General features: G+C 46.9%; 9 protein-coding genes. 7 read left to right on the top strand and 2 right to left on the bottom strand.

The window, feature by feature from the left end; all coding sequences use genetic code 11:
• Positions 1–1233 carry an FtsX-like permease family protein gene (locus tag P2W83_RS04615; protein ID WP_276132521.1) on the top strand — a complete coding sequence of 411 codons (1233 nt, stop codon included), beginning with the start codon at positions 1–3 and terminating at the stop codon, positions 1231–1233.
• Between the two features lie 72 nt (positions 1234–1305).
• Entirely contained in the window at positions 1306–2913 is a 1608-nt protein-coding gene (locus tag P2W83_RS04610; RefSeq protein ID WP_276132520.1) for a S8 family peptidase, read from the top strand.
• Between the two features lie 2 nt (positions 2914–2915).
• Here the strand turns inward: P2W83_RS04610 and argS are convergent, their stop codons facing one another.
• On the bottom strand, positions 2916–4715 hold the full coding sequence (gene argS / locus P2W83_RS04605; protein ID WP_276132519.1) for an arginine--tRNA ligase: 1800 nt from the start codon (positions 4713–4715) through the stop codon (positions 2916–2918).
• Positions 4716–4809: 94 nt separating this feature from the next.
• Here argS and P2W83_RS04600 point away from each other — a divergent pair, with 94 nt between their 5' ends.
• From P2W83_RS04600 to P2W83_RS04580, 5 genes are all read left to right on the top strand, one after another.
• Positions 4810–5187 carry a four helix bundle protein gene (locus P2W83_RS04600; RefSeq protein ID WP_276132518.1) on the top strand — a complete coding sequence of 126 codons (378 nt, stop codon included), beginning with the start codon at positions 4810–4812 and terminating at the stop codon, positions 5185–5187.
• 153 nt (positions 5188–5340) lie between these two features.
• Entirely contained in the window at positions 5341–5613 is a 273-nt protein-coding gene (gene rpsO / locus P2W83_RS04595; RefSeq protein WP_276132517.1) for a 30S ribosomal protein S15, read from the top strand.
• Between the two features lie 74 nt (positions 5614–5687).
• The gene (gene pnp / locus P2W83_RS04590; protein WP_276132516.1) at positions 5688–8060 is read left to right on the top strand and encodes a polyribonucleotide nucleotidyltransferase; all 2373 of its coding nucleotides are present in this window, start codon (positions 5688–5690) and stop codon (positions 8058–8060) included.
• Positions 8061–8242: 182 nt separating this feature from the next.
• On the top strand, positions 8243–10402 hold the full coding sequence (locus P2W83_RS04585; protein ID WP_276132515.1) for a T9SS type A sorting domain-containing protein: 2160 nt from the start codon (positions 8243–8245) through the stop codon (positions 10400–10402).
• Between the two features lie 143 nt (positions 10403–10545).
• Entirely contained in the window at positions 10546–12702 is a 2157-nt protein-coding gene (locus tag P2W83_RS04580; protein ID WP_276132514.1) for a T9SS type A sorting domain-containing protein, read from the top strand.
• Positions 12703–12773: 71 nt separating this feature from the next.
• Here the strand turns inward: P2W83_RS04580 and P2W83_RS04575 are convergent, their stop codons facing one another.
• Positions 12774–16529, bottom strand: coding sequence for a DEAD/DEAH box helicase (locus tag P2W83_RS04575; RefSeq protein ID WP_276132513.1), 3756 nt, complete (start codon positions 16527–16529; stop codon positions 12774–12776).
• Between the last annotated feature and the right edge of the window lie 87 nt (positions 16530–16616).

The following is a 16616-nucleotide window of genomic DNA, read 5'->3' as shown; positions in this document are numbered from 1 at the left end:
ATGAACTCCGTCCTCACCCGGCAGCTTGCGCTAAGGTACCTGCGCGGCAAACGCACGGCCAACATTGTACCCATTCTGTCACGCATCAGCATGACGGCCATTGCCGTGGCCAGTGCTGCTATGATCATCCTATTCTCGGTGCTGAATGGCTTTACCGACCTGGTCAGTGACCTGTATAAGGCCTTCTACCCCGAAATAAAGATCACGGCTACTAGGGGAAAATTCTTTTCGCTGGATGCGCAGCAGATGGCCAGCGTAAGAAGTATCGAGGGCGTGTCTGGCATCACTACGGTGCTGGAAGATAATGTGCTGCTCACCGGCAACGACGAAACGAAAGTGGCCATGCTGAAAGGCATCGACCAGAACTATCTTAAGGTAAACGAGGTCAAGCCATATGTCATTGAAGGGACAGATTCAGTCAGCCTCAGCCCGGCACCTACGGCGCTTATGGGTTTGCAGCTGGCCAATGAAATGGGGCTGGATATCACCAATGCATTTAGCACGCTGGTGCTGCATTATCCGAATGCCAAATCCTCGAACCTTGCGCTTAACCCGACATCTGCTTTCCAGACCTTACAGCTGAAACCTGACGGTGTATTCCAGGTGCAGGATGAATTTGACAGCAAGTATATACTGGCACCATTGCCATTGGTACAGGAGCTGATGCAAACTGATGGGCAATACTCATCTGTGGAGTTAAAGCTGGCTGCCAATACGAGCGCGGACCGTGTGCAGCGCGAGCTATCTGAAAAGCTGGGGAAGAACTTTACTGTAGCTACCCGCTTTGAGCAGAACAAAACACTGTACATGGTGATGAAAAGCGAGAAGTGGGCGGTGTTTGCCATTCTCGTTCTGGTGTTGTTGATCGCTTCTTTCAACATGGTGGGTGCGCTAACCATGCTGGTGCTCGAGAAGCAAAAGGACATGTCGATTCTCAAAGCCATGGGTGCAGAGCCATCTACTGTACGCAATATTTTCCTTGCCGAAGGTGTGCTCTGGGCGCTTACAGGTGGCGTGATCGGCTTGTTCGTAGGGGCGCTCATCAGCATGGGCCAAAAGCATTTCCAATGGATAAAAATGCAGGGCAATTTTATCATCGAAGCCTATCCTGTATCACTGGAGTGGTGGGATTTCGTGCTAATACTCGGAACTATTCTGCTGGTGGGATTGGCGGCTGCCTGGTATCCTGCCTACAAAGCCCAAAAGGCGCAAGTGCATTTAAGGAGCAACTAGTGTACTTGTAATCCGCCTGTCATTTCCTGGTAACGTTGATGCGTGGGTTGCATCCATATGTAATTTTACTTCATGAAAGCTTATTTAACCCTGTTGTGCTTGATAGCTTCTTTTATTGTAGAGGCTAAAGACCGTTATATAGTTTACTTCGGTAGCAAAGCGGGTGGTGGCGAAAATGCCATTTCTTTAAGTCCTGCTGCATTACAGCAGCGCAAAGCACAAGGTATAGGTTTCGACATATACGATGTCGCGGTAAATGAAGCCGATATTGAAAAACTACGCTCAGCGGGAGTACAGGTTGTCCGAACATCGCGTTGGCTGAATGCTGCGTTGGTAGAAACGGACATGTTGCCTACAGCATTGCGGCAGGTGTCAGATAACATTGTTCGCGTGCAGCAAGCGCCAATCCAGGCTGCAGCAATTAACAAATTTGAAGTTGCAGGCACGCAGCAGGTAGATCTGGAAATGGCAAATAAAACAACGGCACTTATTGACTATGGAGCGGCTACCATGCAGAACCATTTATATAATATTGACTATCTGCATAATAAAGGATATACAGGCAAAGGTGTAACTCTTGCATTCTTTGACGCGGGATACAACGGCTTTGACACTATCCCGTATTTCGAGGCGCTAAGGCAGCGCAACGGACTTAAGGCTACTTATGATTTCTGGACAAATTCAGCCAATGTCTATCACGGTTCGGGTCACGGCACTTTTTGCTCGTCCAAAATTATAGCTAATATACCTGGAAGCTTTGTGGGACTGGCACCTGATGTAGATGTGTTACTGGCCGTGACCGATCACCCGGTTACTGAAACGCACGATGATGAATTTAATTATATCGCGGCGCTGGAGTGGGCGGATAGTATTGGCGCACAAGTTGTCAGCGCATCTATCAGCTATAAAAAGTTTGATGCGCCAACTGCAGATTATATCTATTCTGATATGGACGGGAAAACAACGATCGTGACCAATGGTGTGCGTGTGGCTGCAGCAAAGGGAATGATCATTGTAAACGCAGCAGGCAATTCAGGTTTTATCTGCGCACCTTGTGACGCGGACAGCATCTTATGTGTGGGTGGGGCAGACTCGCTACGCAATTACGACCAGATTTCATCATTCGGTCCTTCGTTCGACGGACGGGTGAAGCCTGATGTTGCAGCGCTTACACGAAATGGATATTCAATCAGTGACAATGGGCAGATATATACTTCTTTTTACGGAGGAACGTCTTCCGCAACCCCGCAGATAGCCGGCATTGCCGCCTGCCTGAAGCAGGCGTATCCTTATGCGTCGAACATCGATATTATAGAGGCGATCAAAAAGAGCGCGCATCAGTACGCCACCCCCGATTCTCTTATGGGCTATGGTGTGCCGGATGCCAGGAAAGCGGATTCAATTTTATACGAGCGTTTCCTGGCAGTACCTCAAACTGTAAAGTCAAATACAGGATTTCGCGTTTACCCTAACCCGGCAAAAGACGAGTTTATCATTGAAGGGATCGAGAACATCCAGACTGTCCAAGTGACGTCTATAGTAGGGCAAACTATCTTCCGGAAGGACATAAAAACACCCGTTGCAGTTATCCGGTTGAACGGTGCTGCACCGGGTGTGTATTTTGTGACGGTGGTGACTGAAGATAATACTACATCCACCCACCGACTAGTACTTGAATAGCCTTACATTTTTTCCGGCAACCTGATACCCAGAAGATTCATGGAATGCCTCAACACCTGTGCGGTCATGATGATCAGCATCAGGCGCAGTTGTTTTTTCTCTTCGTTCTCAGCACGGGCAATGCTGTGCTCATCGTAAAACGAGTTGAACTGTTGTGCAAGTTGGAATGCGTAGTTGCAAAGTTCAGACGGATTGAATTCTGCGGCTGCGTTTTCAACTATCGTCGGGTATTGCTCCAGCATCACTGCCAGTTTCTTTTCAGAAGGGAATATTTCTTCTGACAAGTGCAACGACTGGAATTTGGTGCTGTCCGGCAGCAGGGCAACACCTTCTTTTCTCAAGATAGAACAGATACGTGCGTGTGCATATTGAATGAACGTAGCAGTGAAACCATGCAGGTCTATCGACTCTTTTGGGTCGAATATCATTTTCTTCTTCGGATCTACGCGCAGCAGGTAAAACTTCAGCGCGCCCATACCGATGGTGTTATACAGCTTCGTCAATTCCTCTTGTGAAAAACCTTCGGTCTTGCCGGCAGCTTCTGTTTGCTCGCGCGAGAGGTTGATCATTTCCTCCATCATGTCGTCAGCATCAACTACGGTGCCTTCACGGCTCTTCATACGGCCTGTAGGCAGTTCCACCATGCCGTACGACAAGTGATAGATACCATCTGCACAAGGTTCTCCCAGCTTTTTCAAAATCAGCTTCAGCACCTGCATATGGTAGTTCTGTTCGTCGGCAATGACATATACAGATTGGTCAAGCTTAAAATCGTTGAATTTCAGTTTGGCAGTACCCAGATCTTGCGTGATGTACACAGAAGTGCCATCACCGCGCAGCAGCAATTTATGATCAAGGCCTTCTTCGGTAAGATCAACCCAAACAGAGCCGTCTTCTTTTTTATAGAGCACACCTTTTTGCAGGCCTTCTTCTACTATGGCTTTACCCAGCAGGTAGGTATCGCTTTCGTAGTACATCTTCTCAAAGTCTACGCCCAGGTTTTTATAGCTCACGTCAAAGCCCTTGTACACCCAGCCGTTCATCATTTCCCACAGGCTGCGCACTTCTTTATCGCCGGCTTCCCACTGACGCAGCATTTCCTGCGCTTCTTTCATGATGGGTGCTTCTTTTTCAGCAGTGGCCTGGTCCATGCCTTTGCCAACCAGTTCGCCCACCTCCGCTTTGTAAGCGTCGTTGAACTTTACATAATAGTCGCCCACCAGGTGGTCGCCTTTGATGCCGGTGCGTTCAGGTGTATCGCCATTTGCATAACGTTGCCAGGCTATCATCGACTTGCATATATGTATACCACGGTCGTTGATCAGGTTGGCTTTTACCACCTGCTCACCTACTGCATGCAAGATATTACCTACAGCATAACCAAGGAAGATGTTCCTTAGGTGGCCAAAGTGCAGCGGTTTGTTGGTATTAGGCGAAGAATATTCCACCATTACCCGTCGGTCGTGACCAGACTTTTCGCCGTAATGGACATCATTAAAATGATTTTGCAGGAACGAAAGCCAGACACCGTCCTTTATTGTCATGTTCAGGAAGCCACTCACAATATCATAACCGCTGAACAAGGTGCATTTTTCTACCAGGTAGTCGCCCAGCATTTTGCCTAAGGCATCGGGCTTTTGGCGCAGTTGCTTTACAAAAGGGAATAATACGATAGTGTAGTCTCCCTTAAATTCAGGTTTGGTCAGATTAATAGTAATGGAAGCGGGATTGATCTCCGCATCCGGGAATAGATGCTTCAGGGCATCCTCAGTAGCGCATTTTATCTGGGCAGCAAGCGTCATAGCTCGCAAAAATAAGATGTGGGGAGGATAGTTGGATATTAGATATTGGATACTGGATACTAGATTTTTGATAATTTGAGATAGATTATTCGAAATGAGTTACCGCCAACTGGAAATATGGGCACTGGCAAGGGAGATTTCTATCCTTGTTCACAAGATGAGCCTTGAATTGCCAAAATTCGAGCTATTTGAAACCGGTCAACAGATTCGGAGGTCAAGTAAATCGGTAAGAACGAATATCGTTGAAGGCTATGGACGACGTGCATACAAACAGGAATTCATCCGGTTCATCATATTTTCTTTGGCTTCGAACTGCGAAACAATGGACCATTTAGAAACCCTTTATGAAACAGGGTCTTTGCAAAACCAGGTGCTATATAACGACCTGCACGAAAAAATTGACCGGTTGGGAAAGAAACTGAACAACTTCCTTGATGCAGTTCAGCGGGGTCACAATCAAATGGTGAAATAGTTTAATGTTGCTTAGGAAAGTCAACACTACATAGGGTATCCAACATCAAATATCTAAAATCCAACATCCCTCAATAAAAATTATTAATTAATCCAACAGTTTTCCCTATCTTTGCAAACTGAAAAAGTGTCGTTATAAAAATTTTGATGCCAAATGTCTCATTTAACTGCTGAAAAAAAGACAACCATTTTTAAAACTTACGGTGAAAACGAAAACAATTCGGGTTCTATCGAAGGCCAGATAGCTATGCTCACTGAGCGTATCAATCACATCTCGAATCACCTTAAGACTAATAAAAAAGATTTCTCCAGCCAACGCGGACTCATGCAAATGGTAGGTCGCCGCAAGCGCCTGCTGCAATACCTGACTCGCACGAACCTTGCTTCTTATCGTGCGCTGATCGAAAAGCTTGGTATCCGTAAATAAGCTGCAACTCAATAGCTATTCCCAACTGATAACGGTTGGGAATAGTTTTTCTTGAACATATCTAAATTTATCGTATGATTCCTAATCCCGTTTCCGTTTCTTTCAAATTGAAAGACGGGCGTGAGATCAGCATAGAAACAGGACGTCTTGCGCGCCAGGCCGATGGATCGGCATTGGTTCGCATGGGTAACTGTATGCTGCTGGCAACTGTTGTTGCCAACGCCGAGCCAAAACCCGGGCAATCATTCTTCCCGCTGACAGTTGACTACCAGGAAAAATTTGCTTCTGCAGGTCGTATACCAGGTTCTTTCTTCAAACGCGAAGGCCGCCTGAGCGACTATGAAGTTCTTATATCGCGTCTGATAGACCGCGCTCTGCGCCCGCTGTTCCCTGATGATTATTTCTGCGACGTGCAGGTGATCATCACCCTTATTTCTTCTGACATGGAAGTAATGCCTGATGCACTGGCTTGCCTGGCTGCATCGGCAGCTCTGGCCGTTTCTGACGTGCCCATCCAGGAGATCATCTCTGAAGTACGCATTGCCCGCATCAATGGCGAGTACGTAATTAACCCTACGCGCACCCAGCTGGCAGATGCTGATATGGATTTCATCATCGGTGCTACTGAAAAGAACATCATGATGGTGGAAGGTGAGGCTAAAGAATGCCAGGAAGCTGATGTTGTAAAAGCTATCGAGCTGGCACACGAAGCTATCCGCGAGCAGATCAAAGCACAAATTGAATTGCGTAATAAGATAGGCGTTACTGGCAAACGTGAATACACTAAGCCTTATGAGAACCCTGAACTGAAAAAACGCATTGAAGAATTTGCCGGTGAAAAATATGCAACTGTAGCACGCGCTGCTCTTGGCAAACACGAGCGCCATGATGCAATGCATGAAGTACATAAAGCATTCGAAGAGATCGCGAAAGGCGAAGAAATGCCTGAAGAAGATCAGAAGCTCATTTCTAAATACTTCCACGATGTAGAGAAAGAGATCGTACGCGCTATGATGCTGAACGATCGTCGTCGTCTTGACGGCCGCGGTATGGAAGATGTTCGTCCGCTGACGATGGAAGTTGACTTCCTGCCTTCTCCGCACGGTGCTGCATTGTTCACACGCGGTGAAACACAATCGCTGACCACAGTTACACTGGGTACTAAAGAAGACGAGCTGCTGATAGAAAGCGCTGCTACTTCTAACTACTCTAAATTCATACTGCACTACAACTTCCCTCCGTTCTCAACAGGCGAGGTGAAGATGCAACGCGGCCCCGGCCGTCGAGAAGTAGGTCACGGTAACCTGGCCAAACGTTCTTTGGAACAAATGGCACCTACAGGTGAATCATTCCCTTATACAGTACGTATCGTATCAGATATCCTTGAGTCTAACGGTTCTTCGTCAATGGCAACTGTTTGCGCCGGTTCACTGGCAATGATGGATGCTGGCGTACCTCTGCCTAAACACGTAGGTGGTGTGGCAATGGGTCTGATCTCTGGCGAGAATGGTAAGTTTGCAGTTCTTACCGATATCCTGGGCGATGAAGATCACCTGGGTGATATGGACTTCAAAGTAACCGGTACACGCGATGGTATCTGCGGTATCCAGATGGATATCAAAGTAGATGGCCTGAGCATGGACATCATGATGCAGGCGCTGGAGCAAGCACGTAAAGGCCGTCTCCACATCCTGGATGCGATGTACCAATGTATACCTGAAGCACGTACTGAACTGAAACCACATGCACCACGCATCGAGCAGATCAACATCGACCGCGAATTTATTGGCGCGGTGATAGGACCAGGTGGTAAAGTGATACAAGAGATCCAACGCGAAACCGGCACTACTATCAATATCGAAGAAGTGAACGATCGCGGTGAAGTGAAGATATTCGCTGCTAACAAAGAGAATATCGACAAAGCGCTGAAATGGATCAAAGGCATCGTTGCTATGCCAGAAATAGGTGAGACCTATGAAGGTACTGTGAAGAGCATCATGCCTTTCGGTGCGTTCATCGAGTTCATGCCTGGCAAACAAGGTTTGCTGCACATCTCAGAAGTAAGCTGGAGCCGTCTCGATACACTAGAAGGTGTACTGAAAGAGGGCGATACAGTGAAAATAAAACTGGTAGGCACCGATCCGAAAACAGGTAAACTGCGCCTGAGCCGCAAAGTGCTGATGCCAAAACCTGAAGGTTATGTAGAGCCTGAAAAACGCGAGCGTCCTGAGCGCAGCGAAAGAGGCGACCGTGGCGACCGCCGTGGTGGTGGCGACCGTGGTGACCGCAGGGGCGGTGGCGAACGTCGCGAAGGTGGCAACCGCGACCGTGGTGAGCGTCGTGAGCGCCCACAACGCAACGAAAACCAACAGCAGGCACAAGCTAACAGCGAAGGCTTTGCTGCAGGTAACGAAGGTGGTGCCTCTGATGCTGACCTGGCACTGTAACAATAACGACAATCTGAAATCAAAAGCCGTCCTCATAGAGGGCGGCTTTTTTATGTAATGGATTTTGATAGCCAATGTGTTATGTCTTGTTTTTTTGTTCTTATTGTTTTTTATACACCTATTTTATTCTTAAAATAAGATCACTAAATTGGTAAAATATTTTAATCCATAATTAACGAGCAATGAAAAGAATTTTACTATCGGTCCTCGTGGCCACAAGTTTTAGTGTGTCTGCTCAAACTAATTACCCCGGTGGGATTTCGGGATGTATCGCCCGATGGGATTTTGCAACAGGGGGTGGTCCAATTAGTGCACTAACAGATGTAAGTGGAAACGGAAACAACTCTTCTTCGGTCAATAACCTGACGTCTGCGACCGGTTTTAGAGGTGTAGCTAATAAGGCGATGGCATTTAATGGATTTAACAGCCTGGCAACGATTCCCCACGCAAGCTTATTGCAGCCAACAGCTATTACAATGGTTTCGATGGTTAGGTTTAATGGGTTCTATACAGGTCAGTGCCAGGGCAATTATATTATTTCAAAAGGCGACAACCTTACCTCTGGCAACTATGCGCTCGTTGTAAGCGACAATATTTACGATAATAGTTGCACTGTCAACAGTCCATTTAACAAGCAGTTCTATGCGCTTTATGGTGCAACTAATTTGACCAACCTAGTGCCTGCGGGTAATTATCTGACTACGGGTCAATGGTACCTGTTTGTGTCAAGCTATGACGGCACAACATTAAAACATTACCAGGTAGTGATGGATCCCAACAACTACGTAAGCACTATTACACCCTTTTTTACAACAAACGTTTCAAGTACTATCGGAACAAATACCCAAAACCTATTGATTGGAGGGCATAGTGTGCCGGGCCACCCTTATCCTGTTTATGGTTCAATGGAAGAAGTAGCTTTATTCAATAGAGTACTTACTAATGCAGAAGTTCAATCAGTGTATGACTACCTGTGGGGTATAGTAGCAGTTTCGTCTGTACCCACCAATATTTGCACAGATCAGCCATTCAACGTTGGCTATACTGTAAATAATACTTCATTCTTTTCCGCCAGCAACGTGTTTACGGTGCAGTTGTCTAATGCGAGCGGAAGCTTCGCCAGTCCTACCAACATAGGTAGTGTAACAGCTACCAGCGGCGGCACAATCAGCTGTATGGTACCGAGCTCTGTACCAAGTGGTACAGGTTATAGGATCCGTATTGTTGGCACCAACGTGTCGTATACGGGTCGGGATAATGGCACTAACCTGACCGTTACAAGTCTTGCTAAACCATCTGCAGGTAGCAACACGCCAGTATGTGCCGGGCAAACACTTAATTTGTCAGGTTCATCGTCAACCCCTGGTGTTACCTACAACTGGAGTGGTCCTCTGAGCTTTTCGTCAAACCAGCCCAATCCATCAATACCAGGCACGACTACAGCACACGCGGGCAACTATACACTGTACACTACCCTGAACGGATGTACATCGCTGGTAGATACAGAAGCAGTGGCAATCGGCTCTAACACACCACCAAATGTTGTAAGCTATGCCAGCCCCGGCGATACGATCTGTGTTGGTGGTACAGCTGCATTTTATGCGCTGGTTACAGCCGGTGCTAACCCCCAATACCAGTGGATGAAAAATGGTTCGCCAATGGCGGGAGAAACCAGCGCAACGTTTGTGAGCAAGACACTAAGCACAGGTGATGTGATCAATTGTGTGGTTACCACAACAGGTTGCAGTTCTACACTCACGGCAACCAGCAACAGCCACAGTGTTGTGATAGTTGGTAAAACGCCTGCGAGCGTAAGCATCAGTGCTAACCCCGGCCTCCAGGTAAGCCCATGGCAAACGGTGACATTTACAGCCAATGTCATCAACGGCGGATTAACGCCAATTTATCAATGGAAGCTGAACGGTAACGATATCCTCGGTGCAACAGGCCAAACATGGAGCACAAACAACCTTGTTAATAATGATGCGGTATCTGTGGTTGTACGCAGCAGCAGCGACTGCGCGGAGCCAGCCACTGCAACCAGCCAGGCATCGATTGTGAATATCAATACTTCGGTGGGAGAAATTGATAAAGGAAACAACATCAGCATCTATCCTAATCCAAACAACGGTGCCTTTACTGTAACGTTTAACGAAGTACCATCAGCTGATGGGCAGATAGAAGTGCTGAACGCTGTAGGGCAAATAGTGCATCGCCAGCAATACAGGGCACGCTCGTCGTCTGTGGTGGTTGATATGTCACAAGTGGCGCAGGGTGTTTATTTGATGAAAACGGATGTTGACGGTAAGAATTACCGTTCTCGGATAGTTATTAGCAAATAATGGAATTAGCAGGTGTTTTCAATGAATGAAAAGCACCATTCGCTGGATCAAATCGCAGTTTCACAAAACGAAAGGCATCCTTCACCGGATGCCTTTCGTTTTTTTTACCAGTTACATTATATTGCTTCATATTTACAATACAGATGAGAAGAATTTTACTATCAGCCCTTGTGGCGGCAAGTTTTAGTGTGTCGGCTCAAACAAATTATCCAGGCGGGATTTCGGGATGTATCGGACGTTGGGATTTTGCACAAAGTCCCGGCCCTGTTATTTCATTGCCGGATGTAAGTGGTAACGGCCGGAATTCATCGTCTGTTACAAGCCTGACTTCTAATCAAGGTTTCAGGAATGTGGCTAATAAAGCTATGGATTTTAATGGCTCTAATAGCGTCGCGGTAATACCGCACCACAGTTCATTACAACCTTCTGCAATAACAATGGTGGCTATGGTGCGTTTCAATAGTTTTAATAGCGCACTTTGCCAGTCGAATTTTATAATAGCAAAAGGAAATGATCAGACACCAGGACACTACCAACTTACTATTACCGATGATCCGTTCGACAAAAGCTGTTTTATTAATAGTCCCAATAACAAACAGTTTTGGGGAGGCTATACTTCGGTTCCCGCTGTGAATAGCACTATCCCGGCCGGCAATTATGTGACTACGGGTCAATGGTATCTTTTAGTTTCCAGTTATGACGGGACTACAGCTAAACACTACCAGGTAGCAATGGATCCTAATAATTACGTGAGTTCGGTAACACCGTATTACACGAAAAATGTTTCAGGCAGTATCGGCGCGAATACTGCTGATCTGTGGATAGGCAGACATGATCTTGTAAACTACCCATACCCGGTAGATGGTCGGATGGATGAAGTCGCCTTATTCAATCGGGCGCTGACTAATGCCGAAGTGCAACAGGTGTACGACTACCTATGGGGTATAGTAGCCGTTACGTCAGTGCCTTCAAATTTATGCCCGGGCCAAACTTACAGCATAGGCTATTCCGTCAATAATACTTCTTTCTTCGCTGCAAACAACGTGTTTACTGTGCAGCTATCGGATGCCGGCGGAAGCTTTGCGAGTCCTACCAATATTGGTAGTGTAACAGCTACTGGTGGCGGAACAATCAGTGTTACTATACCTTCGTCAACACCTAATGGCAATGGTTATCGTGTGCGCATCGTAGGCAGCAATGTATCGTATACGGGGCGCGACAATGGTACAAACATTAGTGTTGGCGCTCTTGCCAAACCGTCTATTAACAGTAACTCACCAGTATGTGCAGGACAAACACTTAACCTGTCTGGTTCATCGACTGTGGCAGGTGTTACGTATAATTGGAGTGGTCCTCTTGGTTTTTCATCAAACCAGCAAAACCCATCTATCTCTGGTACTACCACAGCGCATGCGGGCAACTACACGCTCTATACTACACTGAACGGCTGCACCTCGCAAATAGACACAGAAGTGGTAGCCATTGGCTCTAACACTCCACCTGCTGTTACTAGTTACGCCAGCCCCGGCGATACGATTTGTATGGGTAATACCGCAGCATTCTATGCTCTTGTTACGAGCGGAGCTAACCCGCAATACCAGTGGATGAAGAATGGTTCGCCGATAGCAGGAGAAACTAACGCTACGTTTGTGAGCAAAACATTGGCAACAGGCGATGTTATCAACTGTGTAGTTACGACAACTGGTTGCGGCTCTACGCTTACGGCAAGCAGTAATAGCCATAATATTGTGATCGTAGATAAAAAGCCTGCCGGTGTGAGTATTAGCGCCAGTCCCGGATTGCAGGTTAGTCCATGGCAGCTGGTGACGTTCACGGCCAATGTTATCAATGGTGGTCTGACACCAACATTCCAGTGGAAGCTAAATGGCAATAACATTCCGGGCGCAACAGGACAAACATGGAGCGCCAGTAACCTTGTGAACAATGATGCAGTATCTGTAGAGGTAACAAGCAGCAGCGACTGTGCAGCGCCCGCTACGGCTACCAGCCAGGCAGTGGTTGTGAACATCAATACTTCGGTAGAAGGAGTAAGCCGTCAGAATGCGATCCGTTTATATCCTAATCCAAACAATGGTATGTTTACTATTGAACATGGTAACGTAAATGGAGCAACATACGAGATAGTAAACGCTATCGGACAAGTTGTGTTCAAAGGCGAATGTTCAACAACATCCACACAAACGCAGGTTGCCGTTCATGATCTGTCTGTAGGTGTTTATGTCGTGAAACTGAGGTCAGGAGATGCGATCAGCTTTACAAGGCTGGTGATCGAATACTAGAATAACAAACCGCATAAAAAAGCCGGGATAAACGATCATGTTTATCCCGGCTTTTTATTTGTAGTATACTATTAGCTGAATAGGTAAGCGATATCTTCCTTTGTCAGTCGTTTCAGGAATGCATTGTCATCTGATACGAGATCACTTGCCAGTGCCCGCTTGCGTTCCTGGAGTATCAGCATTTTCTCTTCAATTGTATCCTTACATATCAGTCGGTAAGCGAAGATGTTCTTCGTTTGCCCGATACGGTGTGTACGGTCGATGGCTTGTTGCTCTACCGCAGGGTTCCACCATGGGTCAACGATGTACACGTAGTCTGCAGCGGTAAGGTTCAAACCGACACCACCCGCTTTGAGTGAAATCAGGAACACACGGCAGTCCTCATCGTTCTGGAATCGCTGTATGGCAATCTCTCTTTCGGTAGAAGAAGAACTACCGTCGAAATAGGCATAAGGAATGTTTTTCTCTTCCAGCTCTTTGCGTATCAGCGCCAGCATGCCCAGGAACTGCGAGAAGATGAGGGCCTTGTGATTGCCCACGTTTTCATTGATCTCGCGCGTTAGTTCATCCTGCTTGATAGAGTAGTTGTGGAAACGCTCTGCTTCATTCAGGATGGCAGGCGAGTCGCATATCTGGCGCAGTTTGGTTAGACCCTGCAGGATGTGGAACGTAGAGCGTTCCATGCCTTTCTCTTCTATCATTCCTAGTATCTCCGACTGGTAGGTACGGCGATACGATTCGTATATCCTCCGCTGTTCCGTTCCCATTTCGCAGAAGAGCACTGTTTCCGTTTTTTCCGGCAGGTCTTTTGCCACCTGCTCTTTAGTGCGGCGCAGCATGAAAGGATAAGTAAGCTTCTTCAGTTGTTGCTTTACTTCGCTTTCCTGGAATTTATCGATCGGTGTCGCAAACTCGTTCATGAAGAATTCCCTGCTGCCCAGCATGCCGGGGTTCAGGAAGTTCATCTGCGCGTACAGGTCGAAAGTATTGTTCTGTACGGGCGTACCACTCAGCGCCAGCCTGTTCTTTGCGTTCAGCAATAGTGCGGCTTTAGCCACCTGAGATTGCGGGTTCTTGATCGATTGCGATTCATCGAGTACTACGTAATCGAATGGTAGCTCTTTGAATATTTTGATATCACTACGCATGGTGCCATAAGTAGTGATGATAATATCGTAAGGTGCAAATGCACGCTCGCCGGCCATACGTTTTGGCCCGTGATGAATGAAGTGCGTTAGCGTTGGGGTAAACTTCCTGATCTCATTCTCCCAGTTGTACATCAGCGTGGTAGGGCATACTACCATGAATTTGGCATCGGGATTATTATTCTTGTAATGCTGGAAGAATGTAAGCGTCTGTACGGTCTTACCAAGACCCATATCATCGGCCAATATACCCCCCCAGCCAGCTTCGTTCAGGAATGTAAGCCACTGGAAACCGGTTAACTGGTATGGACGAAGATCTGCGATGAGTTCCTTGGGCGGATCCACATTGCTGAAATCGTTAGCAATGATGTTCTCCAGTCGTTCTTTCTTTTCTTCCAGCTCGTGTTGCAGCGCTTCTTCGTCTACTTCGGCCAGCAATTCATCCAGCACGCTGAAGTGGAATTTTTTCAGGCGCAGCTTATTGCCTTTGGCCTCGCCCATCTTGATGAGCAGAGCATATTTCTTCAGCCATTCTTCAGGCAGCAAACCGATCGAACCATCATCCAGCTTGACGAAGTTCTGTTTTTGTGCCAGGGCTTTTTTTACTTCTATAATAGACACCGCCTGTTCTCCAAACACCAGGTCTATCGAAGCGTCAAACCAGTCAATGCCACTGGCAACGTTTACCCGCGTAGTAGGCTTGTGTGTGTTTATGCGCAGATTCTTCAGTCCTTCAAAACCAAACATCTCCACGTTCCATTCGCGCATGATGTCGGTGAAACGGAAGAACCAGTTGTTGGCTAGTACTGACGTTGCCGGCAGGTAATAGAAATTATTTTTCTTGTTGTACTGTATATCGCTGTGCAGGCCGGCCAGCATGTTGATGAACTGCTGCTCTTCGGTCTCGTTGCGCTCAATGATCTTAACGATGCCATCCTGAGGTTGTATCAGGTCGCCAAAGAAACCATGACGTATCTCTACTCCGTTGTACGAGAAGGCAGGTTGCAGTATCAGCATTTGCTCGCGCTCCTGCAGGTACAAGTGGTAGCTAGGTTTAGCGCGATCTACACGTTCTACAATGTCTTCAGAGAAGTTTACATACACGGTCTGGCTCCATGGCATCAACTGCTCACGCAGGAACTCAGCCCAATCTTTCGCAGCGATCTTCATTTCGCCATTGGGCAGGAACTGTTCTGCTAATGTGACTTCTGCAGTATTAGCTACAGAGTACAGCGTATAATCGTGCAGGAAGAGGCCTGCGTTTAATATAGTAGTATCAGAATAAGGGATGTAACTATCATCCACACGCCAGTTGAGACTAACGGTGTAGGTTTTCCCATCCTTTAAAACACTCAATTGAGGATGCGCCTTTTTCTCAGAAAACGCTATCGGCTCGAGGCTTGAAGCTGTAAGGTTCTTCGATGTATTGTGCAGGAAACAAAGCGAGTGGTTCGCGTAACGCTCCAGCAGCTTATGATATTTAGGCAGCAGGTATTCCCACGTCTGATCCCTTACTTCCTCATTAGGTTGTTCTTTCAATACCTGCACGTAATCATCATACAGGTCACCAAAAGGTAAGTTCTTCTTCAGGTACTTCAGCACTTCTTCCGGCATGAACTTACGTATCACCGGCAGCAGCTCACGTTCATCTTCGCGGAATTGGTGCGGGTTGACGTACTGTTGCAGTTCCAGCTTCTCTATGCCATTGATGAATTTCTTTTCGTCTTCATCTACGGATCCCGCTACCAGCAGCCAGTTGACAAATGGATACCAGCTAACCTTGGTGTTTACCACAATGCCCAAACGTTTTTCTTCCTCTACCGTTGGCTCCGGCTTTGAAGAGGTGAGAGTAGGGCGTGTGGTGTTAGTATATGTATTAGTATGCGTCTGTGCTACTTTCTGGATAGAAGGATCCAGTACACGCAAAAATGGTTTGCCATTCTCGTAAGTGAACGTGAACTTATTGGTAAGATCATCATTCAGTGTGTAGCCATATTGTTTGAGCAGCTTGTTCTTCTGCTCATCCCAATCGCGCAACGACTGGAAATACTGCGGACCAAAAGTTTTTAGCAATTGAATGAACAGCGTTGCCTTATGCACGCACAGGGGATGTTTATTTTCGCTGCAACTGCAAGATGTATCGAAATAGCGGTCGTCGTTTTGCCTGATGGCTACTTTATAAGTTTCTTCTTCGTCAGGTACTTCGGCTTCTATCTTATCGTTTTTGCTCGACGTGAGGATAGCCTTATTATTGCTTGCCCAGATCTCCGCTTTTTCCATTGCTTCGGGCGACGCAAATACGCGCAGCATTTGCATACTCACCTGGCGCATACGCACCACGGTATGTTTTTGGTCATACGTGATATCTGTATTCTCAAAAAAGCCGCTCTGCAATATGTCGTTCAGCTGGAATAATGCAGCCACTTCGTGACGGCATATCTCGCCCAGGTTGTAAGGGCATTGGCAGCGAATGGAAAGATTTTTCGGGTCGAGATATTTATTGACCGTTACTGTGTAATAGTTCTGGTACACATCATTCCGCACGCGAAAACGCACCTGTTCTATCAGGTGGTCAACATCCATCATCTGTACTCCTGCAGTGTAAAAAATCTTTTTACCTCTGCGTATCACCTCTTCGGTGCCATGGTTATAGACGTGTCTTAACAGCGGTGGTAACGACATTCAAAAACTACCTGCCCGTTTCAAAAAAGGCAAGCTACAAAGGTAACAAAAACGCGCGGGTTTTCCCGCGCGTAACTGTCTAACTAT

The organism is Polluticoccus soli (assembly GCF_029269745.1).
GTDB lineage: Bacteria > Bacteroidota > Bacteroidia > Chitinophagales > Chitinophagaceae > Polluticoccus > Polluticoccus soli.
The sequence above is the reverse complement of the archived record's forward strand: the minus strand, read 5'-3'. Positions and strand labels throughout refer to the sequence as shown.

Bases quoted from the DNA above. Each gene is read 5' to 3' on its own strand.
- P2W83_RS04610 (WP_276132520.1), top strand. From the start codon at position 1,306: ATGAAAGCTTATTTAACCCTGTTGTGCTTGATAGCTTCTTTTATTGTA.
- argS (WP_276132519.1), bottom strand. From the start codon at position 4,715: ATGACGCTTGCTGCCCAGATAAAATGCGCTACTGAGGATGCCCTGAAG.
- pnp (WP_276132516.1), top strand. From the start codon at position 5,688: ATGATTCCTAATCCCGTTTCCGTTTCTTTCAAATTGAAAGACGGGCGT.
- rpsO (WP_276132517.1), top strand. From the start codon at position 5,341: ATGTCTCATTTAACTGCTGAAAAAAAGACAACCATTTTTAAAACTTAC.
- P2W83_RS04600 (WP_276132518.1), top strand. From the start codon at position 4,810: ATGAGTTACCGCCAACTGGAAATATGGGCACTGGCAAGGGAGATTTCT.
- P2W83_RS04615 (WP_276132521.1), top strand. From the start codon at position 1: ATGAACTCCGTCCTCACCCGGCAGCTTGCGCTAAGGTACCTGCGCGGC.
- P2W83_RS04580 (WP_276132514.1), top strand. From the start codon at position 10,546: ATGAGAAGAATTTTACTATCAGCCCTTGTGGCGGCAAGTTTTAGTGTG.
- P2W83_RS04585 (WP_276132515.1), top strand. From the start codon at position 8,243: ATGAAAAGAATTTTACTATCGGTCCTCGTGGCCACAAGTTTTAGTGTG.
- P2W83_RS04575 (WP_276132513.1), bottom strand. From the start codon at position 16,529: ATGTCGTTACCACCGCTGTTAAGACACGTCTATAACCATGGCACCGAA.